Here is a 22,099-nt window from a genome sequence, read left to right on the forward strand (position 1 = left end):
ATTTGGGTGACGACGAATCACTTTTCTGATTAATTCTTTGTAAAACTGCCTTGTCCTAAAGCGTTCGTGACCAATCCGTGACCACTGTGACCGCCTTATTTCAAGTTTACAGAAGCTTAAATTACTAAATTTTATGCTCCTTTTTCGTTATTATTGCATTGTTCAAGGTATTTTGCAAACACTGGTTTTGCAACCCTAATTTGCTTACCAATTCGAACAACAGGAAACTTTCCTGAATTTAGCTCTCTATATGCGGAATCTCTGCCAACTCTAAGAATATTTCGAACATCATTAACATCAAGCATTGCAGGATAGTTTTCTAATAAACTGATAATTTCACTCATTAATTAATAGTTCCTCCATTATAATTTTGTATATTTTATTTATTTCTGATCATTTATGTATATTTTACTTTCTTCTCATTTCTGCCTAACCATCCAGCTTCAAATATGAAACCCCTTTATTTTCACATGCTACAAGCCGTACAAGCTCGTTATAGTCATCATTAGCCGATCTTGTAGGAAAAGTATTCCTCGTTCTCCTCATGTCTTGAACAAGCTTGTATGGCTGTCCAGTAACTTAAAGGATTGCATTGCCTTCTAAGTACATCAAAGCAACTTCGCATTATAACCGACTATTCCTATAAACAATAAAACATTATGTACGAAACTGGTACTAATAGATTTATTTTGTTTTTTTACAGGGGTCACTGGGAATTCTTTGGTGATTTGCGAACCACTATCCAGCAGCCAATCTTTCCACAATACTTTTATATTGTCTCTTCTTTAACATCCCCTTTAATTCCTTACTTGAAAAATAAAACTTCAAGCAAAGATCAATATCGTTCATCTTTTCGGTTGTATATACTTCCTCGTCCTTAACCTCAGATTCAATTTTCGGCATACGGTACAGGTTCGGCAACTTTCTAGATAAGCCTTTCACCTTTGGCTTCCTGTTTCGTTCAACAACCTCTAGCACTTTTAATCCTTCTAATTTTTTTAGTTGTTTTTGAACTGTGTCAGAAGCTAGCCCCGTTGCTTCCATGATTTTTCTAATGGGAAAGAAAAAGATTCCGTTTATGGTTGCATACCGTTTCGAGTGAATTAATAATGCGTATGTAATTATTTTTTGATTCTTCTCTGGGCACTGCTCTATAATCCATTTTATTTCATCCGATGAAACTGATAAATTTTTCTTGTGACCAGACAAATGGTATTTGTCATTCGAAAAAACATCTTTTACAACTTGGTCAATGTCCTTGAGGCAGTCAGGCAAATTAGTCGTGTATGTATTTTTATCTTGCCATTCCATCCAAGTATACAATTCGGTTTTAGCTTGCTCTGCGTCCATTCCGCAATATTTTAGATACAAAGCTATTTGAAATACTGAACTGTGACGACTCCCTTGAAATTTTAAACCGTTCAAAAGTAAATCTTGTGCCTTGTCAATGCTGTAACCTTTTGATGGTTCATAATCTTTTAATGGGATATGATTACTTATTGCATCCTCTGTCTTGAGAATATCTTTCTTTTTGGGTATGTAATCTTCATCAATAGTTGTAGAGCCTATTACATCTAAAACACTCTCGGATTGAATTTTCTTTATCCTTAAAAAATAATTTTCGCTTTCTTCCTTGCTCATAACCCGCAAACTTTCAGGATAGCAAAAGCCACAATAGTTCCCTGTTTCTTGATGAATCCCAAGCGGCAATTTTATTCCTTGTTTATTTGTTGGCCTAAATTCTACATTTTTTATGTTTAAATTTAAAATTCCGCATATGTATTTATGAAACTTTTTCGCCTGTTTTACTTGGATTAAATCGTCGAAAAAAATATCTATGTGATAACCCTTTTTTCCGCTAAAGCTTACATAATGTTCGGGTATGTGCAATTTACTCAATTTTTCGCTGATTCGATTCGTTACTTGTTTCGACATTTCCAAGTCGCCGGAATAATCAATGTCAAACGTGATGAATTTAGTATTAATTTCACCACTAAATGTCCCAACGGTACATTTTCCTTGAAAATGATCATTCAGCATACCATCTAACAAAGGAGGATATTTTTTCTCCGTATTCTTGCTTATTTTTCCTTGAGTGTATTCCCGATGTCCGTATTCTCTCTGAATCAAGTAATGTCCACGCTGGATCAAGTAGAAGTCAATGAATTTATTTATAAGATTGTTATTGTTTTTTTCCATCAAGAATAATTAATTGTCCAGCAAGCTTTTGCGATTTTGTAAAGTATGTAGTTGATTTTCGATTCATTTATTTCTCCTTTTTTAAATTTTGGTTCGAATTTTTTTGTTGACAGAGTTTAAATGCAGTGATATCATGTTGCTAACCGAAAAATTCATTTTATTAGCTTCATTTTGATCGAGCGACTTTAAATATTTTTAAACTTCGAGGCCATTTTTTGGTCTTATTTGTGTTTCCTCCTTTCTGTTTTATTAATATATCAAAATCTATCAAACGAAGTCAATCATTTTTTTTAAAAAATTTTATTATAACAATATAATTTATAAATGTAAAGTATAATTTTAAAGATAAAAATTCAAAAATCCCTCTTTCTATATAGCTTTTTTTAACTTTTCCGTGTTTTCCGATCAGCTACCCCCCTTTTTTGAATCAATCCTCAAGTGAAAAAATGTAAACCACCCCCGGATGGTCATATTTGGATTTATACACAAAAAAACACTATTCATTAGTGGGCTTCTTTGTGTGCATAAAAAAAGAGTATCATCTTATTACGATGACACCCTCTCAACCGCTTCTATTTACCTGCAAGATAAACACTTGCTTTGATCCTTATAAACTTGTTCGAATATATCCAATTGAACATAGATTGTTTTATCGCAGCATTGGCAAGTGAATTTAACCTTAATCAATTGATATCACCAACTTTCACCGAATATAATGCTATTCCTATTCAATCAATTGACTTGATATTACTTCTATCTCGTCATCAAGATCCAAGTCACCAACGAATACTATTTCAATCTTCTTACCTTTAAATTGCATATTCAATGTATCAACCTTTCGTTTATGTATTTGTTTGCTTAACCTTATGATTAAATTATACGATATCGTATAACGTATTTCAATTATTTATTTTCGTTATCGTTTATCGTATAATAAATATAATCCTATTTTAGTAAGGAACTAATAAGATGATAAAAGTAATCCCATGTTTAAACGAAATACTTAAAGAAAAAAAAATGACGCAAATGGAATTATCAGCTTTATCCGGTGTTCCTCAAGGATCAATATCACGTTTCGATAAAAATAAGAGTCATGATGATTCACATCTTTTTGCAATCGCCAGAGCGCTAGGACTAAACGTTGAACAACTATTCAAAATTGAAGAATAGCACCTACTTGCCAGCATAATTTCATGTTGGCTTTTTTTCTATCATCAGTGTTTGTAAAGGTACACCTTTGTAAATATGATTTTTACGGCTTATGAATTGTTTATAAAGGTAAAAAGAAAGGTTTTATAAACACTATAATGTTTGTATAGTATACATTGACCTTTATAAACAAGAATGGTATAATTTAAACATAAAATATGTAAAAGGAGTGTTTGATATGAATGCAACCTCTAAGACATATGTGTTTGGCTATATTCGTGTTTCAACTAAAGACCAGAACACCGAACGACAATTAATAAAAATGAAGCAAATAGGAATTGAAGACCGACATATCTACATTGACAAACAAAGCGGTAAAGACTTTGATCGTCCACAATATCAATTAATGAGAAATAACATTCGTGAAGGGGATTTGATTTATATCGATGCCCTTGACCGTTTAGGAAGAAATTATGATGGTGTTATCAGCGAATGGAAGTACATAACGAGGGAATTAAACGCGGACATTGTTGTACTTGAAAATGAATCATTGTTTGATAGCCGCAAATTTAAAACAATGGGCGATATGGGAAAGTTAATGGAGGATCAATTCCTAAGCTTACTTGCTTATGTGGCTACACAGGAAAGGCTTAAAACAAAGCAGCGTCAATCGGAAGGAATAGAGGTTGCTAAAACAAATGGCAAACACTTAGGACGACCAAAAATGAATTTAACAACTTTGACGCTTGATCAACGCAATATGTTAGACAGTTTATATCCTCAACTCAAAAGTGGTTCAATAACAGCAACTGATTTAATGAACAAACTAAATTTAAAAAGAAACACATTTTATAAAATTATCAAGGAATACGATGCTTCTTAATGCAATTGTAACGACGGCAGTCAGTCCATAAAATTGGGCCGACTGTTTTTTCATAATTCAATTTTAAATTTCAAGCACCATTTAAGAAAACGGAAATTTCCGTTCTCAGGATTTTATCCTTGGATTTTCCGACATTTAAAAGGTGCGTTAAATTTGACGCTCCCTAAGTTTCACAGTCCAATCTTGGACTATCAATATCGCTATCCATCTGAACGGTTGCATTCAATTTTTGGTGGACATAGAAAAACAGAGCCGCCTGACGGTGGCCCCTCTAATTTGTTCCATAGTTCCAAAATTTTCTTGTTAAATAAAGCAGATACTGCAAGCAACGATAACGAGCAGGATGAAAAGCACTAGAATAACACCTGTGGAAGTAAAACCAGCACCACCAAAACCAGCATCGCCCATGTTCTTCACTCCTTTAAATAGTATTGAGTACCATCTTTATTCCTCCCCAGTACCCATGATTTTAGTTTATTCGAGAGCGGAAAGCTTGTTTGGACGGATGACAGGTAACAAATGACCTGCAATTATATAAGCCCATATTTCGTTGTCGATTTGATCGACCACAATTTAAACTGAAGCGGGATACATAGTTGGACACAGCGTCCAACCTTTAAGAAAACCCTAATCGATACACACTATCGTTTTAACCTTCATTCTTATTGGTTTCATCTAGTGAAACAATCTTATTATATGAACATTTGATCATATTTCAATATGAAAAACCCTTAATTTATAAGGGTTCCACGATAGCGGAAACGATAGATATTTAGCTTTATTCTGCAAGGTTTGTTATGTCGATGAAGCGGAAAAGCTAGGTAAATACTATCTTCTATCAATTACCTTATTTTACCAATAATCTAAAAATGGTCAGATTTTTTTCGTTATCGCAATCGTAGTAATAACATGAAGCGAGAGAGGCGTCACTTTAATTCGGTAAAATGTTACAGTGTAAAACTATAATTACTTTGCTATTCTTTTCGAATATTCCTTCGAATAGTGTTTAGAATAGTGTTTAGAAAAGTATTCAGTTTAGTGTTTAGAAAAGTATTCAGTTTAGTGTTCAGAAAAGTATTCAATAGGTATTGTCAATACCATAAAACAGGAGTAAAATAAAGTAAAAGAGTTAAGTTAACTTAACTTAACTTAACTTAAGTGAAGTATCAGTTTCAGCATAGGTGTGTACAATAAAAAGAGAGCCGTGTTAGTAGCACGACTCGATGACCGTTTTAACGGTTGGCTGGACAATTTCGACAGGGTAATAGACTGTTTCCTTGGTGAGGGGCAGTCTATTTACTTTTTTTGAGATAGTTCAATAAGGCTATTATGAACATACCAAATGCAAGCATCAGAGTTAACACTTGAAAGGTTTCCATTGGCGACCCTCCCTTCATTAAGGAATGGGGGAGTTTTACCATTTGTCCAAGCCATATTTATATGTGGATTATTATACCATAAGATAGAATGAATGAATAGATTTTGAGATTCAAAATCAGATACCCATGAAATATGTGTTTTATACGATATTCAAAACGTGTCATCCAACAGTGACACGGACTTGAAATAAGATGATTTCCATATTCAAATTCAAAAAAAGGAGGATGAATATTCGCCCCCCTTACAATTTCAAAAGTATTAACATGTGAAAAATTTCCATTAACGTATTTATGACTATAGTTGATTTCTAAACAACTTACTAACCCATGCTTCTGAAAATCCTAAGATTTTGGCTAGTTCCTTTTGTGATGCACTAGGATTTTCCTTAATTGCTTGACGCAAACGATCCAATGTTTCTTTCCTTCTTGAAGTGATTTTTTCCTTATTTGTCTCATTAGCTCGTTCACGTTCTATTCCTTCGATGTAGACCTGAAGCGTCGGAAGGCTTTGAATACATGGTGAACAAACATAAAACTTTTTGAAGTAAATGATTTGTTGCTTACCTGAACAAAACAAACATTCTTCTTCTGGATATTTATAAACCATAATCGCCTTTCTCTCATCATCACAGAAGTACTCTGTCTTGACATTAGGATCAAGATTCAAAACACGCCTAACCTCCATGGGGATTACAATTCTTCCGAAATCGTCTACCACTCTAACAATTCCAGTTCTTCTACCATCTTGCATTAACCACACCTCAAAAAATAACGATTTCTAGTTTACACATCGCATTTTTCTAATCTGAGCAATTAAAACGTATGCGTCTAATTGTTGGCTCAATTGGACCATATATTCACTCGTTAAACTCTCACCTTGCTGTACCGCCTCTTCCATTTGGTTTAGGATGTTTTTCATTACATTCTGTAATGCTTGGTCATTTAGAGGATCAATTTTATACTGCTTGGGAGCCTCCTCTCCAATCACTTGTTGCGCCATGTAAATTTCTCCTTTTGCCATTTGATTTACTGATTTGAGTATACTGCACTGTATGGCAATTTTTTGTTTCTAGGAAATTGTTGATACAGAAAATAAGTTAAAATAGAAAAAACCCGAACACTAGGTCCGGGCGTTTTATAAGCACTATATGAAACTATGAATTTCAAGCTAACTTCAAGTATTTGTTAATGTCCAGGTGTAACATCTACATTTTGGACAACGGAACCGTGGTTTGGCTGTGGAGGAAAATTAGGAACAGTTCCAATAAGAATGAAAGACAGAACTGCCATTAAGACGATCTTCTTCATATCACTCACCTCCCATTGGTTTAAATTGTCATCATTATATATTATACACCTTCTTCAACATGCGTACATACTGTAAATCAAAATGTTTATTTGATTTCGAAAAATAGGTGAAAATTTGATGCATGCACTCATCTCTCTCTTTATTCTCATTAATTTTCCCGAAAGCATCCATGCTAAGAACAAAACTTTGAATCCCCTCATGAACTAAACCAATTTCGAGTTGATAAGATCCTTTTTGACGGTAATACACTCCAACGCCATAGTATGTATGCGGATCTTCGTGATTGTCTGGCAAAATTTCTCGTTCTTTTTCCAGCAATTCAGCAATCGATTTCATATCTTTAGTTTGCAGATAGATTTCAATAAGCTCGGTTGCAATGCTTATTTTATAGTTATTGCTTAGTTCATTCATATGGCTTCGCAGCAGCGGAATGGCAATATCATATTCTTTTTTTCTTGCTTTGGTTATGGCACGTGTAATTTTAGCTGCTTCGGAAACAAAAGCATACTCAAACCGTTCGAACACGTCCAAACATCTTTCTACTGCATCATGTTGCTTTAATTGAGAGTGTGAATTAATCATAGCCAGATAAGCTCTAGCTTTTAGCTCAGTTTCTCTATCTTCTAAGTTAATACCTGTAATGCAATGTTTAATACAGTCCGTATAATTCTTTGTATTATGAGCATGTAATCCCATTTTAAAATAAAGAGTTATTTTTTCCTCTCTGGACAAAAAATCCGTGTAATGTAGTATCTCTTGGCCTTCTTGATACGTTTGTTCCAGCCGTTTTAAATCAAGTCGTTCTATTAAATATTTCTGTAACATTCCTTTAGCCAAATAGACCATAATACCATGTCCTCTGGAATATCGAATAATAACATCAAATAGTGCTACGTTCAGGGAAGCACCACTCATTTCTTGTGTAAAATTAAACAATCGTTCTAAAGAATCTTCCGTCTCATTGTTTGGAGATTCAAGTAAACGTAAGGCTACCTTTGGCGCAAGGCTAACGGTTTCCTCACAGGTAATAACTTCAGTTAGAATTTCTAACAAAGTATCGACTCGGTTTTCATCTTCAATGTAACATTCAATGACTTTTTTATATGGAACGAGTAGTACCGGGGCAATTGCCTTCACTGTTTTAAATTCTGGATGTTTCGTCTCTCCAGTTTCAATTTTATGAAGGACTCCTCTTCTAAGTCCAGTAAGCTTCTCAAGATTCGCGTATGTCAAGTTTCTCTCTTTTCTAAGTTGGAAGATGAGATCTGCGATGGTGTTATTCCGATGCTTAATATCCACCATAATACATAACCTTCCTTTTTTGTTTAAGTTTTTACATTGGTCAATTATAGCAAAGTACATTTCGTTTTACAATTAGTTGATTTTTATGATTATCGACCAATTCCTACATGAGATACAACGATTCGATAAGTTTCTACAAGGCTTAACTGTTAATTGGTATTTATTTCAATCACTTGTGTGTTTTGAAGAAATTAGAGAAATAAAAATAGATATTAATTCCTATCCCATATTTTATGCCATTGTGATAAATTATGTTTGAACGATGAGGTCGCGACAAATTGTTCAAAAAAAATCGGGAGGAATATCCATGAAAAAGTTTTGGAAAGTATCCTCAAATGCCGTTCTCGCTGCTGCGCTCGTCGTCTCCGTCGCCTTGGTATCACCTGCAAAAGCTGCTGTTCAAGTTGATGCCATGTCTGACGTGAATCCGTATGAAGACTTTTATTGGCAATGGCCTACAACCAGTAAGGATCTTAGTGATCCTTTTGGAGCAACAGGGGGGCGTTGGCATAAGGGAATCGATATTTCAGTCGCAAAAGAACCCGTTTATGCTACTGCCTCAGGCAAAGTACTTTTTAGTGGACATTTTAGGGACGGGATAGAAGCCATTATAATCGAGCACGATGATGCTGATCCTTGGAACAAAAAGAAATTAATTTCCAGATATCTTCATCTAGTCAAAGATAGCCAGAAAGTTAAAGCTGGTGATAGAGTAGATAAAGGGACTGAAATTGCTACTTCAGGTAACACGGGCGGTGTAGGATATCACTTACATCTAGACGTTAATTCAATAGGGGAATCTTTTCCTAACGACTACCAAACCTTTAATCCACTTATGTTTTGGCCTGATGTAAAAGCCAGATTAGCGCTGAGTCCATCTTTCTCTACTAATCAACACGCAAATTGTGACCACACAATTCAAGATGATGCAGAACACTTCTTTGATCAAAGAGTTATCGATTCAATTGGTCAAGAAAAGTTTGATCAATGGTTTAATTCCACTCCTCAATCTGAAAGGTCTATGACAAAATTAAAGCAGGACTTCAACATTTCTAATGAAAAAATTAATGAAGTCATGATGATTCAGAAATAAAATTTATTAGGTCCAGAAAAATGGGATTTAAACATTTTCTGGACCTTTTTGTTTTTCAGTGCATATAATAATCCTATTTAAAGTAATTTGAAACAAATGTTCACATTCAATCGTCTAAGTTTTGAAGAAATTATTTACTTTATTTGAATTGAAAGGAGATTTTCGATGTTCAAATCAGTTTATTATTTATTTCTTGGAGCCATTATCATGTTAACTTCGGCATGTCAAACTTCGGTCCCAACTCCTAAGGATGTAAAAGAACCAATGAAGCAAGAAGCTATCGCAAGTGATGAAAAAATTTCAAAACAGGTAAACTATATGAAAAGCAATCTAAAATTAGGCATGACTCAAGAAGAGGTTCGATCATTACTTGGAGATAAATTCATCGACGTAGAGGACAACGGAGATCTAGAAAACGGGGGTGACAGCTTTTGGCTATACAGTTTCTTTAAGCAAGATGACTATAAATCCCCTTTTCCTGATTATGTAGTCGATAAAGATGGTCTGAAGGAGAGAAAGGTAGGCGCTGATTTATTCATAGCGTGGAAAAACAAAAAGGTTCATTTGTATTCAATTTCATATGTACACGGATCGGATAATCAAGTTCATCAATACGTGATAAGACCAGACGGAACTAAAGAAGAGGGGCCAATATCCTGATTAGATGAGTTTGGAGCCAAAATGAACGGAGTGGTATATCTAATTCAGTGATACCATACTTCGTTTCACTCATGGATAATAATGACTCCATGAGTTTTTTATTTTCTAAGGAAGCACAGATTGTCCTCACTGGGCTATCTAAGTAGTTGTTCTCCCGCTTCAAAGTTTGATATCTCAATTGGGGATATTTTGTGAATAATTGTTTTTATTCAGAATATTAAAACCGATAATCTATCATCTTATAATTTGTAATCTTTAATAGATAAGAGTTTAATGCTATAATATTCCTTATCCACATGTGAAAGGAGTAAATATAAATTGGCATCAGGATCTATAAAGAAAGATAAGAACACAGGCAAATATTATTATGTCCTAGATATTGGAAAGGATGGGGGAAGGAAACAAAAAAAGAAGCGGGGCTTCGCTACAAAAAAAGATGCAGAAATCGCATTAGCAAAATTACTTACAGAAGTAAATGATGGCACTTATTTGGAACCATCTAAAAATACCCTTGTCCAGTTGATGGAAAAATGGATTGAATCGAAAAAAGGGAATATGACCAGATTAACGGTGGATTCCTATAAATCGTATATAGTTAATCATATTGCTCCCTCAAATATTGGATCAAAACAACTTGCAAAATTAAGTTCTGACGATATCGAAGAATTTATAAAGTATCTAAGGACAAAGAAAACGGATAAAGGCAAAAATTTATCTGATTCAACAATCCAAAGAATATTCAATATTGTTGTTACCGCATTGAATTATGCAAAAAAGATGAAGTATGTTAAAGAAAATGTTGCTTTAAATGTAGATCGTCCACAAATATCTAAAAGAAAACTACAGGTTTGGGATGTTGAAGAAGTTAACAAATTTCTTGAACATATAAAAAAATACAGACATTTTCTTGCATTTTATTTGGCTATTCATACTGGCATGAGACAGGGAGAGATTCTAGGACTTCCATGGAGCAATATTGATTTTGACAACAAAACAATTAGGGTAACACAAACACTTGAACATGACGCCAAGGGAATAACAGAAGGAGCAAAAACTAATTCTAGTGTTCGTTCAATATCCATTTCTGATGAAGTTATCGCCCAATTAAAGAAACAATATCACATGATTGAAGAAGAAAAAGAAAATGCAGGCGAGTTATATCAAGATAACGACGATCTTGTAATTTGCACGAATATTGGTAAGCCCGTTTTTGCTGATACATTAACAAAGTTTATGAGAAAAAGTATTCGTGAACTAAATGTTACTCCAATTCGTTTCCATGATCTAAGACACACTTCCGCATCTCTTATGTTGAAAATTGGAGTTCATCCAAAAATTGTTTCTGAACGATTAGGACATAGTAGTGTTACGATTACCTTGGACACATATTCACATTTGTTACCTAACATGCAAGAAGAAGCTGCAAAAAGATTAAGTAATTTACTGAATAAACCTTTGCAGTAATTGGTTATACTGTATAATCTGTGACCATTTGCGTGACCACAACCGAAAAAACTATCTTAATCATGAATAAAACTCCTTATATAACAAGGGTTTCAGATAAATTTAAACAAAAAATACTCTTATCTGCTCTTGATAAGAGTGTGAAACCGAATCTATTCAGTTGTTTTCGATAATACTAATGTAATCGAAATCACAGCAAGCGTCAAGCGGAACCTTTTCCATAAAATGATAGCGTCTGAACCCGCACCACTCGGCCGGATTTTGCATAAGTTATTCCCATGCGCGAATGAACTGCAAACTCATTGTGTTTTCAAAATTGGAGCGTTATACTATACAAGTATTCGACATTTCACGCTTAAAGGGGTGCAGCAATCGAATGGACGGAGACCCAGGAAGTCGCTTCTACGTTCAAACACAATTGAATCTATCGTTTGGAACCCGATCGTTTGCCATTCGTTCGAGAATGCGCATGTTTCTTTGTGCGTAAAGATGACGAACAGCGCCTGACTGAAGCTTAAGGGTCTGTTTTCTCGCGGGAGGCAGACGGCCGAGCGTTCCATTCGATCAATACGGAAGGGTGGAACCTATGAAGGCACGCTTGGTTCAGGACGGCATTTTTACACTAGTGGAAGACATCATGCAAACCATCGATCCGCCTCAGCACGGCTTTTATTGGATTGATGCCGAGCCGGAGGATTTGGAGATCTTACAGCCTTTATTTCATCTTCACGAGCTCGCCTTAGAGGACGTTTTGACGGAAGAAGAGCAGCGACCGAAGATTGAGCTGTACGATTCGCATTATTTTATCGTGTTCAACAGCATCCGGTTCGACGACGAGGAAATTTTTCTCCGCGCACTCAATATATTTCTTGGAAAGCACTTTATCATCACAATCACGCGGCAAAAAATCAACGAAATTCGCGCCTTGAAGCCGATTCTCTGGGAAGAGGAAGTTACGGCTCCCGACCAGTTTATGTATCACTTGATCGACCTGATTGTCGATAATTATACCAACGTCGGGGACCGGATCGAAGCGAAGATCGAGAAGTTAGAAGAAGACATTCTCATGCATACGAAGAAGTCGCATTTGAATGAAATCATCGGACTGCGAAGCGAAATTTTATGGCTCAAGAAAGTGCTTGTTCCGCAAAAAGAGGTCATCGCGACGCTGCACAAAAAAGAATTGAAGCTGGTCAGCGAGCCGCTCAAAAAATATTTTGGCGATATTTACGAAAACGCCGTAAAAATATCCGAGACGTTCGAAACGTTCCGCGACTTGATGGCGAACTTACGGGAGGCTTATCAATCTTCCCTCGCCAGCCGAGCGAACGAAATTATGCGCGTGTTTACGGCGCTGACGACCATCTTCATGCCGCTTACGTTCATCACCGGCGTTTATGGTATGAACTTTCAAGACATTCCCGGCTTGAAGTGGGAGTACGGTGGAGTCGCTGCGGTCCTTTTTTTAACGTTTGTCGGTATCTCCATGTTTGTATTGTTCCGCAAAAAGGATTGGCTGTGAAGCCGGTCCTTTTTTTACATGCAAAAAGGAACCTTGGGAAAGGTTCCTCATTCGAGATGCTTGGCCATATGATCTTCCAGACGCTTAATCCGGTCCAAGGTCGCATCCATATCGTTTTCGAACAAACGCATGCTCCGTTTAATATGTCTGACGTCCGAACCGACATCGTCGATCTGGCTCTGCAAGCTCAGATGGACGCGATCCAGCCGGGCATCGAGAAATTCGATTTTGGCGCCGAGACTTGTGTTGACTTCGTCGATCTTTGCATCCAAGGCGTCGGTCTTCGCGTCAAGAGAGTCGATTTTCGCATCCAGGGCGTCGGTCTTCGCGTCAAGAGAGTCGATTTTCGCGCTGAGTCGAGTATCAACTTTATCGATCTTCGCGTCAAGGGCATCGATTCGCGCGCTCAGTTGCGCGTTCGTTTCGCCAATCTTTGCGCTTAACTGCAGATTCAGCTCGCTAATTTTCGCGTTGGTTTCTTCCTGGTTCTTGATGATGCTGTGAAGTATAGCCCGAAGCTCCTCCATATGGTCAGCTCCTTCATATTCCTAATATCCATCTTACCTTAGCCGCCGGGCTTGTTCAATGTTTTTTTGCCCTGCTGCCGCGCCTCAGCTCGCTTCAACCGCCTTCCGTTCGTTCTCGCGGCGGAACTTGATCCGCAGCATGCGAAGCCATTCGTAGACGCGATCCGTATCCTGCGCAGTCAGCTCCTTCTGGTCATAGACCGTTTGCAGAATCGGTTTCAAATATCGGTCGCCCTGCTGCTGGAACGCCTTCCATGCCAGCTCGCGCTCAGGCTCGGGCACCTGCTCAAGCTGCCCTTCGATATAGCTCTGCAGATCGTAGCCTTCGCGATCCAGCTCTTCGAACAGCTGCAGCAAATTGCGCCGCTGAAGCTTGGTTTGCTCCTGCAGCTCATCCAGCTTCTCCCCCCGCACAATGGCTTCGAGCAGCTTATGCTTGATCTCCCGCTTCTCCTCCTCAGCCTTCCGCTTCCGTTCATTTTCCTGAAGCAGCCAGGCATTCAGCTCTCCCGGATCGATCGATTCCGCCACCCAAGATAACGGAAAATCCGTACCCCGCTGGAAGGTGGCGGTGATCGCGACGATATCGGCTGCGTAAGCGGCCGATTTGGCTTTTCCGAATCCGGGAAGGTGCAGCAGCTCTTCTTCCGTGTGGGGAACGAAGGCGCTTATCATTTTGAGCAGCCGGTTGGTCGCAATCAGATACGCCGCTTTCCCGTCGCGGCTTGCCTGTTTAAACCGCCAATCGCGCAGCTTATCGAACAGCTCTTCGTTGGCATGCTTCTCGCCGTAAAAATGCAATCGTTGAATATACGCCGTCCGGCGGTCCAAGACGTCGATTTCGCTGACGTTCACCTGTACGATCGGCTTATAGCCGCCGCATTGCTTGGCGAACACCCGCTCGCGAAACACGGCGAGCATCTCCTCCCAGCGTAGCCCTTCGTACCAGCACTCCTGCACTCGGCGGCCGTCTTCTCTCGTCTCGTTCCACATCACCATCCAGGTGCCTTGGCTTTCGCCGATCGTCACCTGCGCCGTGCAGATGTTTCCCTCTTCCGTCGCCTTTTCCAAGCTGTTCAAAAACACCAGGTTCATTCGTAAACCTCCCCCAAGAAATAGTTTTCAAACTAGCTTCAAACGCAAAAAAAGCACCATCTTACCCATCCAGGTAAGAGGTGCTTCCTCTCAAGCGCACGTTTGAAATTAGACCTATATTACCATGAAACGCGAGGGCTGACAAGCACGAATTGGATAGTCTTCCGGTTTCAGGGCACGCTAGGATAAACAAACCCGCTTACCGAAAGGAGAAACCGGACATGAGCCCAAACGATACGAACCAAGACGGATTTATGAGCGAAGCTCCTCAGAAGAAATATACCGATCTGAGCACGGTGGAATCCCAGCGCAACGACCTGACGGCGGAGGAATTTCCGGAAGGCCCTTACGGCAGCGGCCTTCTCACGGAATCGCTCGGCAAGAGCACGCCCTGGCGGGAGGACCAGCGCTCATACAACCAGTTTACTTACGAGAACCGCGAGCTTCACGCGGGCCTCTCCCGCGGGTATCCCGACGCGCATCCGACCCACGATTCGTCCGGCGACGATTACGTGGAAGAGTAGTCGTACAAACGCCGACGGCGGTTCGCTGGCACCGCTCCTCCAGTGAACCGCACTCACGCTTGCCCCATCGTTAGCGAACCATCCGGCGTCTTGCTTCTCTACATGCCGCTGTTGTTCATTCCGATCTCGAGCTTTTCCTCGTACGCGCCTCTTTCACCTTCCTCGCCGATCGGCGCTATGGCGAATCCGGTATAACCGAACACAATCGCCAATAAGGGATTGATGAAACATATAAACGAGTAGAGAACATACTCCATACCGATATTCAGCGTGGCCATAATAAAGGCGCCCGTAACTCCCCATGGAACGATCGGATGGACGATGGTTCCGGCATCCTCCAGCGTTCTGGACAAATTTTTCGGATGGAGCTTCACCCGCTTGTACGAAGACTCCAGCATCTGTCCGGGCAAAATAATAGACAAGTAGCATTCCCCGATAATCACGTTCACCCCGATCGACGAACAAACCGTAGCACTGATGACATTGCCTTTTTTATTCAAGAGGATCTTAATCCGGTCAATAATGGTATGAACCAGACCAATTTCTTTCACAAGACCGCCGAAGGCGAGCGCCAGGATGATGAGCGAGACGGCAGACAACATACTGGACAGCCCGCCTAGCGATAGCAGCTTATCGATCGCTTCGACTCCCGTTTCCGACTTATAGCCAAAGTGCGCGACGTTCATGAGCCGGCCCGCCGAAACGCCGGGAACCGTAAAAAAGGCCGTCGCGATAGCGACCAATAAACCGACAACCAGCGTTGGAATGGCATCGAACCGTTTGAAGGCCAAGACGATAATCGCCAGCGGCGAGAGCAGAGTCAGAGGAGTAATTGTGAAGCGTTCGTTGAGGGCGCGAATCATCGTTTCAATGCCGGCGGTGTCTGCGGCGCGGTCGGAGGATATGGAAAAAAAAGCAAACAGAATCAGCGTCAATACCAGGCTTGGAATCGTCGTCCACAGCATATGCCGGATGTGATCGAAAATAGGCACCTTGGCCGTCGCGGAGGCAAGATTCGTCGTATCCGAGAGAGGCGATATTTTATCGCCGAACACGGAGCCGCAAACGATCGCCCCGGCCGCCATCGCGGGGGAAATTCCCATGCCGTAGGCGACCCCCATCAAGGCAACGCCCATCGTGCCGATGGCGCTCCAGGAGCTTCCCGTCAGTACGGAGACAACTCCGCAAATTAAGACCGCCGATACGAGAAAGTAGCTGGGCGAAAGAATGTGCAAGCCGTAATAAGACAAGGTCGGAACGGTTCCGTTCAATACCCATATCCCGATCAAGATCCCGATCAGACACAAAATGAGGATCGAGGGAAGGCCGTACAAAATGCCTTTGACGATAGCGGATTCCAACTGTTTCCAAGCAAAGCCTAATTTAAAGCCGTACAAAGAAAGCAGGATCGATACCATCAAGATGGGGATTTGCGGAGCGACTTGATAATGAAGAATGCTTACCGCCAAAATCGTGACGATAACCGCAATGAGCGCGCTTGACATGAAAAACGATGGTTTTCTCGTTACCATAGGTATTCCTCCCGCACGAACGGAATAAGAAACGCGCGAAGCAGCCACTCATGTAAACGTATTCAAACCGAAAAAAGAAAGCATTCGAACGGGAGACCGGACTGCATGAGACCAAGCCCATCACGATTCCATGCTTCGTCTCTATCCATCGGTCTCGCCGTCGGAACGCTTCTTGCAGCAGGCATGCCGCTTTTTCACGGCTGTTGGCCTCGCTTGTTCAACCGCTCCAATAGGGTCCGGAAGCCTCCCCTTCCGTGGTTCAGACAACTTTTGACTCGAAAAATGATGGCGCTGCCTTTCTGGGTCTCCTCGATAATATCCAAATAAGTAGCCCCTTCGAGCAGCTGCTTGGCGACTTCAAGCCTGAGAGCCATCGTTTTGACCTCGTTTACCGTACACAAATCGGAAAAAAAATCGTAGCATTCATCCTTCGTTTGCAACGATAAAATGGCTTCGAATAACTGACGGATTTCTTCCTCGCTTCGCACGTTATTCCGCCGCACTATGCCACCACCACGCCGATTTATTTATGAGACCAGCTGTAAAGATAATTTTTGTCTTCGAAGGTGTGGGCCACCTTGACGACCTTGAGCGGACGGAACGTGTCCACCATGACCGCCAATTCCTTCGTTTCTTTTTTGCCCAGGCTCGCCTCGATCGTGCCGGGATGAGGACCGTGAGGGATTCCCGACGGGTGAAGCGTAATGGACCCTTCCTCGATGCCCCGGCGGCTCATGAAATTGCCCTCCACATAGTAGAGCACCTCGTCGCTGTCCACGTTGCTGTGGAAATAAGGCGTCGGAACGGCTTCCGGATGATAATCGTACATTCTCGGGACGAAGGAGCAGACGACGAACTGATGCCCTTCGAACGTCTGGTGAATCGGAGGCGGCATATGAATGCGTCCGGTGATCGGTTCGAAATCCGCAATGTTGAAAATGTACGGATACAGATACCCGTCCCAGCCGACAACGTCTAGCGGATGATGGCTGTATATATGCGAATGCAGCGCGCCTCTCGTTTTGGACCGCACCTCGAACTCCCCGAGCTCTGTGTGCGTCTCCAGTGTCTCGGGCAGCCGGATATCCCTTTCGCAAAACGGACTGTGCTCCAGCAGCTGGCCGTGCTCGTTGCGGTAACGCTTCGGCGTGCTGATCCAGCTGTTCGTTTCCACGACCAAAAATTTGGTGTCATCCCCATCCGGCACGATCCGGTAAATGGTACCGATCGGGATGACGATATAATCGCCCGGACGGTAGCGTAGCGTGCCGAACATCGACTCAACCTTGCCTGTTCCGTAATGCACGAACAGAAGCTCGTCGCCGTCACCGTTGCGGTAATAATAATTCATTGGTTCCGTAGGACTCGACACGGCAATCAGGATATCGTCATTGCCAAGCACATACGTTCTTCCAAGAACGGGGTCCCCCTTCTTCGGAGCCGCTCCCGTCTGAAAATGGCGGTATCCGAGCACGCTGTCGTCCTCGTACTCCACGCTGCACGAACCGAGGTATTCGGCTTTGACGATTTCCGTCGGCGCCCCATGATGGTAAAGGATCGATTGATTGCCGGAGAAGCCTTTCGTGCCCATCACTTGCTCACGAAACAACGAACCGTCTTCTTTTCTGAACTGCACGTGTCTTTTATTAGGAATGTGCCCCATCCGATGGTAGAACGGCATTTTGTACGACCTCCTTGGTTAAGTTGCGCTTGCTTATTTCAACGAAGGCAGAACCCGGCCCGTCACCTCGCCAAATCCGATGCGGTACCCGTCGCCTTGAGCGTAGCCGGTCATCGTCAGCCGGTCGCCGTCTTCCAGCCAGACCCGCTTGATGCCATCGCTTAATTGGAGAGGCTCCGCTCCGCGCCAGGCCAACTCCAGCATGCATCCGCGGCTTGCCTTATCCGGTCCGCTGATCGTCCCGGAGGCTAGCAAATCTCCGGCCCTCAGGTTGCAGCCGCCTACCGTATGGTGAGCGATTTGCTGTGCCATACTCCAATACAGGTAGTTGACATTGCTCTCCGTGATCCGCTCGGCCTGCTTCATATCGGCGCTTTGCAGGTACACTTCCAGCTTGATATCGAAGGAGTGCGCGCCCTCCTGCTTGAGATAAGGGAGCGGCTCCGGCTCCTGCCGGCTTCCGCGGATGCGGAACGGCTCCAAGGCATCGAGCGGCACAACCCAGGGCGAAATCGATGTCGCAAAGTTTTTCGCGAGAAAAGGTCCGAGCGGCTGGTATTCCCAAGCCTGAATATCCCGGGCGCTCCAATCGTTGACGAGCACCAGTCCGAAAATATGCTCCTCCGCCCGTTCGACGGGGATGGGAGTACCGAGCGGGTTGCCTGGCCCCATGAACCACCCGATTTCCAGCTCAAAGTCCAGCTGACGGCTCGGCCCGAATACAGGCGCCGCCGCATCCGGCGGCTTCATCTGCCCTTGCGGGCGGCGCACGTCGGTCCCGCTAAGCACGACCGAGCTGGCCCGGCCATGGTACCCGACCGGAAGATGATACCAGTTAGGCATCAAGGCGTTCTCTTTCCCCCGGAACATCGTTCCGACATTGAAGGCATGGTCCCGCGAAGCGTAAAAATCCGTATAATCGCCAATCTCTACTGGCAGCAGCAGCTCTGCGTCCTTCTGCGGAAGCAGGGCGACGGTCCGCAGCCCCGCGTTGTCCCGCAGCTCCGGCTCGTCAGCCGACAGCAGCCGCTGAATTTCCGCGCGGACCTGCTGCCAGACCGGGCGGCCGAGCGCCATAAACGCGTTCAACGACGCTTGGCCGAATATGCCCTTTCCGGCTGCTTCCGTCCTGGCGAAGCAACCCGCCTGATCGAGGACAGCAAGATCCAGAACGTAATCCCCGATGGCCACGCCAATCCGGGGATGTCCGCCATTACGGGAGCGGAAGACGCCATAGGGAAGATTTTGAATGGGAAAATGTGATTCCGGCGCAACCTCGATAAATGAGCGCAGCATCTTCACGGCTCCTTTTTACTCTAGTGATTTTAGCTCCCGCAGTTCGTCGCGAGGCTCGTCGAAGCTGCAGCTTCCATAAGAGCACAGCGCCTGATGGCGCAGCTTCCGCACCTCGTCAGCCGAAATCGTAAGCGTTTTCCAGCCTAACGCATCCGGGAGAAAGACGAAGCTGTCGGGATGGTCCTCCGCCAAAATTTCGGCGGTTTTGCCGTGGTCCAGCTTGTAGACATGCGCCAGCATCCCTGCAACAAACACGTTAAGGAAGCCGTGCATCTCGGTCTTCACTTCTTCCCGGTACATGCGAACCGGGTGATGAAGCCCGGCCGTGAACTTCAACGCCAATTGGCGGTCCCTGCACCCGACAAGGACGGCGGCTACCTGCTCCGGCGACGGAAACGCGTCGGAGGTGACACCTCCGGTCCGCAGCTTTACGCCCGGCTGCATCCCGCCTTGGCTGGCGCAGCGCTTCACCGCGTCAAGGCCTTCTTCGATCCGACTCTCCCAATCGCCGTTCAAAGGAAACGTCCATTCGAAGAACAGCCGGAGGCCGTGCTCCGATGCTCCGGCTGCCATCTCATCCAGTAACCGACGGTCCACGCCCGCAGGGGGAAGAGGAAGCTCCAGCACGTCGATGCTCACCGACGAACCATGCTTTCCCCGGAAAGCTTCCGTTTGCCGCAAAGTATCGCCGAACAGCCGAAGGCATTCTTCCGCATCCCGGCTGCGGGTTCCAAGAACCGACAGCAGCAGCGGCCGGTCCCCGGAAAACAGCGGCATATACGGAGACAGCTCCTCCAATTGCGCGGCCGGGAGGATGAACCTGCCCAGCATCCAAGCGTCCTGTCCGTCCCGGTAAGCCGCGTAATTGCGGACTGCCCGCTCCAAGGGCAGTGCGGCGGGCGGAAATAACCCGGCATAATCAAGGAGCTGCTCCATCAAAGCTCTAGCGCTGGAAATCATGTGACGATTGCCTGCCTTTCCTTCTAAGCCTGTGAATTTGTCGGGAAACTACAAGTTTCCGCGGCGCGCCTGTTCTCTTTCGATCGATTCGAACAACGCTTTGAAGTTGCCTTCGCCGAACGTGGTCGCCCCTTTGCGCTGAATGATTTCGAAGAACAAGGTCGGCCGGTCGACGAGCGGCTTCGTAAAGATTTGCAGCAAGTACCCTTCCTCGTCACGATCGACAAGAATGCGGTATTGCTTCAGCTTTTCGATATCTTCGTCGATCTTGCCGACCCGGTCCGCCAGCTCTTCGTAATACGCTTCCGGCGTATCCAGGAATTCCACGCCGTTTTCCTTCAGCACCTTCACGGTCGCAATAATATCGTTGGTCAACAAAGCAGCGTGCTGTACGCCGGGGCCGTTGTAGAACTCCAGATACTCTTCAATCTGCGATTTGCGCTTGCCGGTGGCTGGCTCGTTGATCGGCATTTTGATACGGCCGCCGTTGCAAATAACTTTGGACATCAAAGCCGAATATTCCGTGCTTATATCTTCATCATCGTAATGAATCATTTCCTTGAAGCCCATGACCTTCTCGTAATAGGACACCCATTCTTCCATTCGCTCGACGTTTCCGACGACATGGTCAATCCCGATAAGGCCCGCATCCTGATACGGAAACGAGAAGTTGACGGGCTGATACCCCGGCGCAAACAAGCCCTTATAGTTCTTTCGATCCACGAGGGTATGCACCGTATCGCCGTAGGTGCCGATGATTGCTTTTTTGTAGGTGCCGTGTTCGTCCGTCAGCACCTGCGGCGCCATCACGGGAATGCCGCCTCTGGAAATCGCCTCCGCGTAAGCCTTTTCAACGTCGTCAACCCGAAACGCGACGTCCTTCGCTCCTTCGCCATGCTTCTTGATAAATTCCGTGACCGGATGGTCCTCCTGAAGCGAGCCGGTCACCACAAAGCGGATTCTCCGCTGCTCCAGAACATAAGATACCCGATCGCGCTGACCGGTTTCCAGCCCGGCGAAGGCGATAACCTTGAACCCGTAGGCCCGGCTCATGTAATAGGCGGCTTGCTTGGCGTTGCCAACGTAAAATTCCATATAATCAAAATCCTCAATCGGGAAAAAATCTTGCTGCAGCTCGCTAACTAAGGTAGTATCTTTTTCCATTTTTATAACCTCCTAGAATAATATTCCTTGTCGTTGATGTTATTATATGGCAAACCTGTGAACTCTTCAAAAACGTTCAATGCTGTATGCGCGTGTCGACGCGAAATCGCTTTAGTACGTTAAATGAGGTTAGTCGGCTGCGGGAGCGGCGGCTGCTTTCAGAAGCTGGTCCAGCAGCTCTTCTTCATCGTTCAAAACGATGATTCGCTGATCCACTTTCACGAAGCGCTCCAAGTAGCATTGCCCGCAATTGCCCAAACAGTCCTTCACCAGAAGTTCAACAGAGCCGTCGCGCACGATTTGTTTTAAAGCTTCCGATTTGGTCAGCTCATTCGAGCTGCACAGTTTGACGGTAGCCAT

At 43.4% G+C, this 22,099-nt stretch carries 24 protein-coding genes; 7 read left to right on the forward strand and 17 right to left on the reverse strand.

The genetic code is table 11. The features are described 5' to 3' along the window. Nucleotides 1–131: 131 nt before the first annotated feature. The gene (locus tag BLO51_RS10545) at nt 132–344 is read right to left on the reverse strand and encodes a helix-turn-helix domain-containing protein (RefSeq protein WP_090670818.1); all 213 of its coding nucleotides are present in this window, start codon (nt 342–344) and stop codon (nt 132–134) included. 394 nt (nt 345–738) lie between these two features. Beyond that, the gene (locus BLO51_RS10550; RefSeq protein WP_090670821.1) at nt 739–2,199 is read right to left on the reverse strand and encodes a TOTE conflict system archaeo-eukaryotic primase domain-containing protein; all 1,461 of its coding nucleotides are present in this window, start codon (nt 2,197–2,199) and stop codon (nt 739–741) included. A 969-nt stretch (nt 2,200–3,168) separates the two neighbouring features. Between BLO51_RS10550 and BLO51_RS10555 the strand changes: the two genes are divergently transcribed. Further along, a complete protein-coding gene (locus tag BLO51_RS10555; RefSeq protein WP_090670825.1) occupies nt 3,169–3,369 on the forward strand; it encodes a helix-turn-helix domain-containing protein in 201 nt (66 codons plus the stop codon). A gap of 217 nt (nt 3,370–3,586) precedes the next feature. Continuing rightward, complete coding sequence (locus BLO51_RS10560) at nt 3,587–4,231, forward strand: recombinase family protein (protein WP_090670828.1); 645 nt, start codon at nt 3,587–3,589, stop codon at nt 4,229–4,231. Between the two features lie 303 nt (nt 4,232–4,534). On the opposite strand, the gene BLO51_RS10565 is transcribed toward BLO51_RS10560, so the two are convergent. From BLO51_RS10565 to BLO51_RS10580, 6 genes are all read right to left on the reverse strand, one after another. Further along, the gene (locus BLO51_RS10565; protein WP_090670831.1) at nt 4,535–4,639 is read right to left on the reverse strand and encodes a dihydroorotate dehydrogenase; all 105 of its coding nucleotides are present in this window, start codon (nt 4,637–4,639) and stop codon (nt 4,535–4,537) included. Nucleotides 4,640–5,523: 884 nt separating this feature from the next. After that, nucleotides 5,524–5,652: a putative holin-like toxin gene (locus tag BLO51_RS30250; protein WP_342672346.1), complete on the reverse strand. Its 129-nt coding sequence runs from the start codon at nt 5,650–5,652 to the stop codon at nt 5,524–5,526. Nucleotides 5,653–5,905: 253 nt separating this feature from the next. Then, complete coding sequence (locus BLO51_RS10570) at nt 5,906–6,361, reverse strand: AbrB/MazE/SpoVT family DNA-binding domain-containing protein (protein WP_090670834.1); 456 nt, start codon at nt 6,359–6,361, stop codon at nt 5,906–5,908. Between the two features lie 27 nt (nt 6,362–6,388). Then, entirely contained in the window at nt 6,389–6,610 is a 222-nt protein-coding gene (locus tag BLO51_RS10575; protein WP_090670837.1) for a Spo0E family sporulation regulatory protein-aspartic acid phosphatase, read from the reverse strand. A gap of 185 nt (nt 6,611–6,795) precedes the next feature. Next, entirely contained in the window at nt 6,796–6,918 is a 123-nt protein-coding gene (locus BLO51_RS30785; protein WP_281180342.1) for a hypothetical protein, read from the reverse strand. A 34-nt stretch (nt 6,919–6,952) separates the two neighbouring features. Then, on the reverse strand, nt 6,953–8,221 hold the full coding sequence (locus tag BLO51_RS10580) for a helix-turn-helix domain-containing protein (RefSeq protein ID WP_090670840.1): 1,269 nt from the start codon (nt 8,219–8,221) through the stop codon (nt 6,953–6,955). 307 nt (nt 8,222–8,528) lie between these two features. Here BLO51_RS10580 and BLO51_RS10585 point away from each other — a divergent pair, with 307 nt between their 5' ends. The 4 genes from BLO51_RS10585 to corA all read left to right on the forward strand — a co-directional run bounded on the left by BLO51_RS10585 (nt 8,529) and on the right by corA (nt 12,960). Further along, nucleotides 8,529–9,314 carry a M23 family metallopeptidase gene (locus BLO51_RS10585; RefSeq protein ID WP_167670169.1) on the forward strand — a complete coding sequence of 262 codons (786 nt, stop codon included), beginning with the start codon at nt 8,529–8,531 and terminating at the stop codon, nt 9,312–9,314. A 165-nt stretch (nt 9,315–9,479) separates the two neighbouring features. Beyond that, nucleotides 9,480–9,974, forward strand: a complete 495-nt coding sequence (locus tag BLO51_RS10590; RefSeq protein ID WP_090670846.1) for a hypothetical protein — start codon at nt 9,480–9,482, stop codon at nt 9,972–9,974. A gap of 318 nt (nt 9,975–10,292) precedes the next feature. Further along, nucleotides 10,293–11,438, forward strand: coding sequence for a site-specific integrase (locus BLO51_RS10595; RefSeq protein WP_090670849.1), 1,146 nt, complete (start codon nt 10,293–10,295; stop codon nt 11,436–11,438). Between the two features lie 586 nt (nt 11,439–12,024). Then, nucleotides 12,025–12,960, forward strand: a complete 936-nt coding sequence (gene corA, locus BLO51_RS10600) for a magnesium/cobalt transporter CorA (protein ID WP_090670852.1) — start codon at nt 12,025–12,027, stop codon at nt 12,958–12,960. Between the two features lie 47 nt (nt 12,961–13,007). Here corA and BLO51_RS10605 read toward each other — a convergent pair whose 3' ends face one another. Then, complete coding sequence (locus BLO51_RS10605; protein WP_090670855.1) at nt 13,008–13,487, reverse strand: MlaD family protein; 480 nt, start codon at nt 13,485–13,487, stop codon at nt 13,008–13,010. An 84-nt stretch (nt 13,488–13,571) separates the two neighbouring features. Further along, nucleotides 13,572–14,582 carry an HRDC domain-containing protein gene (locus tag BLO51_RS10610; protein WP_090670858.1) on the reverse strand — a complete coding sequence of 337 codons (1,011 nt, stop codon included), beginning with the start codon at nt 14,580–14,582 and terminating at the stop codon, nt 13,572–13,574. A 221-nt stretch (nt 14,583–14,803) separates the two neighbouring features. Between BLO51_RS10610 and BLO51_RS10615 the strand changes: the two genes are divergently transcribed. Further along, complete coding sequence (locus tag BLO51_RS10615; RefSeq protein ID WP_245719616.1) at nt 14,804–15,106, forward strand: hypothetical protein; 303 nt, start codon at nt 14,804–14,806, stop codon at nt 15,104–15,106. A 98-nt stretch (nt 15,107–15,204) separates the two neighbouring features. Here BLO51_RS10615 and nhaC read toward each other — a convergent pair whose 3' ends face one another. The 7 genes from nhaC to BLO51_RS10650 form a co-directional block, all read right to left on the reverse strand. Further along, nucleotides 15,205–16,638, reverse strand: a complete 1,434-nt coding sequence (gene nhaC, locus BLO51_RS10620; RefSeq protein WP_090670861.1) for a Na+/H+ antiporter NhaC — start codon at nt 16,636–16,638, stop codon at nt 15,205–15,207. 194 nt (nt 16,639–16,832) lie between these two features. Next, entirely contained in the window at nt 16,833–17,141 is a 309-nt protein-coding gene (locus BLO51_RS10625) for a YerC/YecD family TrpR-related protein (RefSeq protein WP_090670864.1), read from the reverse strand. Between the two features lie 20 nt (nt 17,142–17,161). Beyond that, complete coding sequence (locus tag BLO51_RS10630; RefSeq protein ID WP_090670867.1) at nt 17,162–18,319, reverse strand: homogentisate 1,2-dioxygenase; 1,158 nt, start codon at nt 18,317–18,319, stop codon at nt 17,162–17,164. Between the two features lie 33 nt (nt 18,320–18,352). Beyond that, nucleotides 18,353–19,615 (reverse strand): fumarylacetoacetase, encoded by a 1,263-nt coding sequence (gene fahA / locus BLO51_RS10635; RefSeq protein ID WP_090670870.1) that lies wholly within the window; start codon nt 19,613–19,615, stop codon nt 18,353–18,355. Between the two features lie 15 nt (nt 19,616–19,630). Next, complete coding sequence (locus BLO51_RS10640; protein WP_090670872.1) at nt 19,631–20,575, reverse strand: hypothetical protein; 945 nt, start codon at nt 20,573–20,575, stop codon at nt 19,631–19,633. A gap of 48 nt (nt 20,576–20,623) precedes the next feature. Then, nucleotides 20,624–21,739 (reverse strand): 4-hydroxyphenylpyruvate dioxygenase, encoded by a 1,116-nt coding sequence (gene hppD, locus BLO51_RS10645; protein WP_090670876.1) that lies wholly within the window; start codon nt 21,737–21,739, stop codon nt 20,624–20,626. A gap of 129 nt (nt 21,740–21,868) precedes the next feature. Then, complete coding sequence (locus tag BLO51_RS10650; RefSeq protein ID WP_090670879.1) at nt 21,869–22,099, reverse strand: DUF1450 domain-containing protein; 231 nt, start codon at nt 22,097–22,099, stop codon at nt 21,869–21,871.

Source organism: Paenibacillus tianmuensis, from assembly GCF_900100345.1.
GTDB lineage: Bacteria > Bacillota > Bacilli > Paenibacillales > NBRC-103111 > Paenibacillus_G > Paenibacillus_G tianmuensis.

Coding starts and splice junctions, on each gene's coding strand:
- nhaC (WP_090670861.1), bottom strand. CDS start 16,638: ATGGTAACGAGAAAACCATCGTTTTTCATGTCAAGCGCGCTCATTGCG.
- BLO51_RS10610 (WP_090670858.1), bottom strand. CDS start 14,582: ATGAACCTGGTGTTTTTGAACAGCTTGGAAAAGGCGACGGAAGAGGGA.
- BLO51_RS10615 (WP_245719616.1), top strand. CDS start 14,804: ATGAGCCCAAACGATACGAACCAAGACGGATTTATGAGCGAAGCTCCT.
- hppD (WP_090670876.1), bottom strand. CDS start 21,739: ATGGAAAAAGATACTACCTTAGTTAGCGAGCTGCAGCAAGATTTTTTC.
- BLO51_RS10605 (WP_090670855.1), bottom strand. CDS start 13,487: ATGGAGGAGCTTCGGGCTATACTTCACAGCATCATCAAGAACCAGGAA.
- BLO51_RS10555 (WP_090670825.1), top strand. CDS start 3,169: ATGATAAAAGTAATCCCATGTTTAAACGAAATACTTAAAGAAAAAAAA.
- BLO51_RS10590 (WP_090670846.1), top strand. CDS start 9,480: ATGTTCAAATCAGTTTATTATTTATTTCTTGGAGCCATTATCATGTTA.
- BLO51_RS10585 (WP_167670169.1), top strand. CDS start 8,529: ATGAAAAAGTTTTGGAAAGTATCCTCAAATGCCGTTCTCGCTGCTGCG.
- BLO51_RS10550 (WP_090670821.1), bottom strand. CDS start 2,199: ATGGAAAAAAACAATAACAATCTTATAAATAAATTCATTGACTTCTAC.
- BLO51_RS10565 (WP_090670831.1), bottom strand. CDS start 4,639: ATGGGCGATGCTGGTTTTGGTGGTGCTGGTTTTACTTCCACAGGTGTT.
- BLO51_RS10560 (WP_090670828.1), top strand. CDS start 3,587: ATGAATGCAACCTCTAAGACATATGTGTTTGGCTATATTCGTGTTTCA.
- BLO51_RS10545 (WP_090670818.1), bottom strand. CDS start 344: ATGAGTGAAATTATCAGTTTATTAGAAAACTATCCTGCAATGCTTGAT.
- BLO51_RS10630 (WP_090670867.1), bottom strand. CDS start 18,319: ATGCCGTTCTACCATCGGATGGGGCACATTCCTAATAAAAGACACGTG.
- BLO51_RS10580 (WP_090670840.1), bottom strand. CDS start 8,221: ATGGTGGATATTAAGCATCGGAATAACACCATCGCAGATCTCATCTTC.
- BLO51_RS10570 (WP_090670834.1), bottom strand. CDS start 6,361: ATGCAAGATGGTAGAAGAACTGGAATTGTTAGAGTGGTAGACGATTTC.
- fahA (WP_090670870.1), bottom strand. CDS start 19,615: ATGCTGCGCTCATTTATCGAGGTTGCGCCGGAATCACATTTTCCCATT.
- BLO51_RS30785 (WP_281180342.1), bottom strand. CDS start 6,918: ATGAAGAAGATCGTCTTAATGGCAGTTCTGTCTTTCATTCTTATTGGA.
- corA (WP_090670852.1), top strand. CDS start 12,025: ATGAAGGCACGCTTGGTTCAGGACGGCATTTTTACACTAGTGGAAGAC.
- BLO51_RS10640 (WP_090670872.1), bottom strand. CDS start 20,575: ATGATTTCCAGCGCTAGAGCTTTGATGGAGCAGCTCCTTGATTATGCC.
- BLO51_RS10575 (WP_090670837.1), bottom strand. CDS start 6,610: ATGGCGCAACAAGTGATTGGAGAGGAGGCTCCCAAGCAGTATAAAATT.
- BLO51_RS30250 (WP_342672346.1), bottom strand. CDS start 5,652: ATGGTAAAACTCCCCCATTCCTTAATGAAGGGAGGGTCGCCAATGGAA.
- BLO51_RS10650 (WP_090670879.1), bottom strand. CDS start 22,099: ATGGCTACCGTCAAACTGTGCAGCTCGAATGAGCTGACCAAATCGGAA.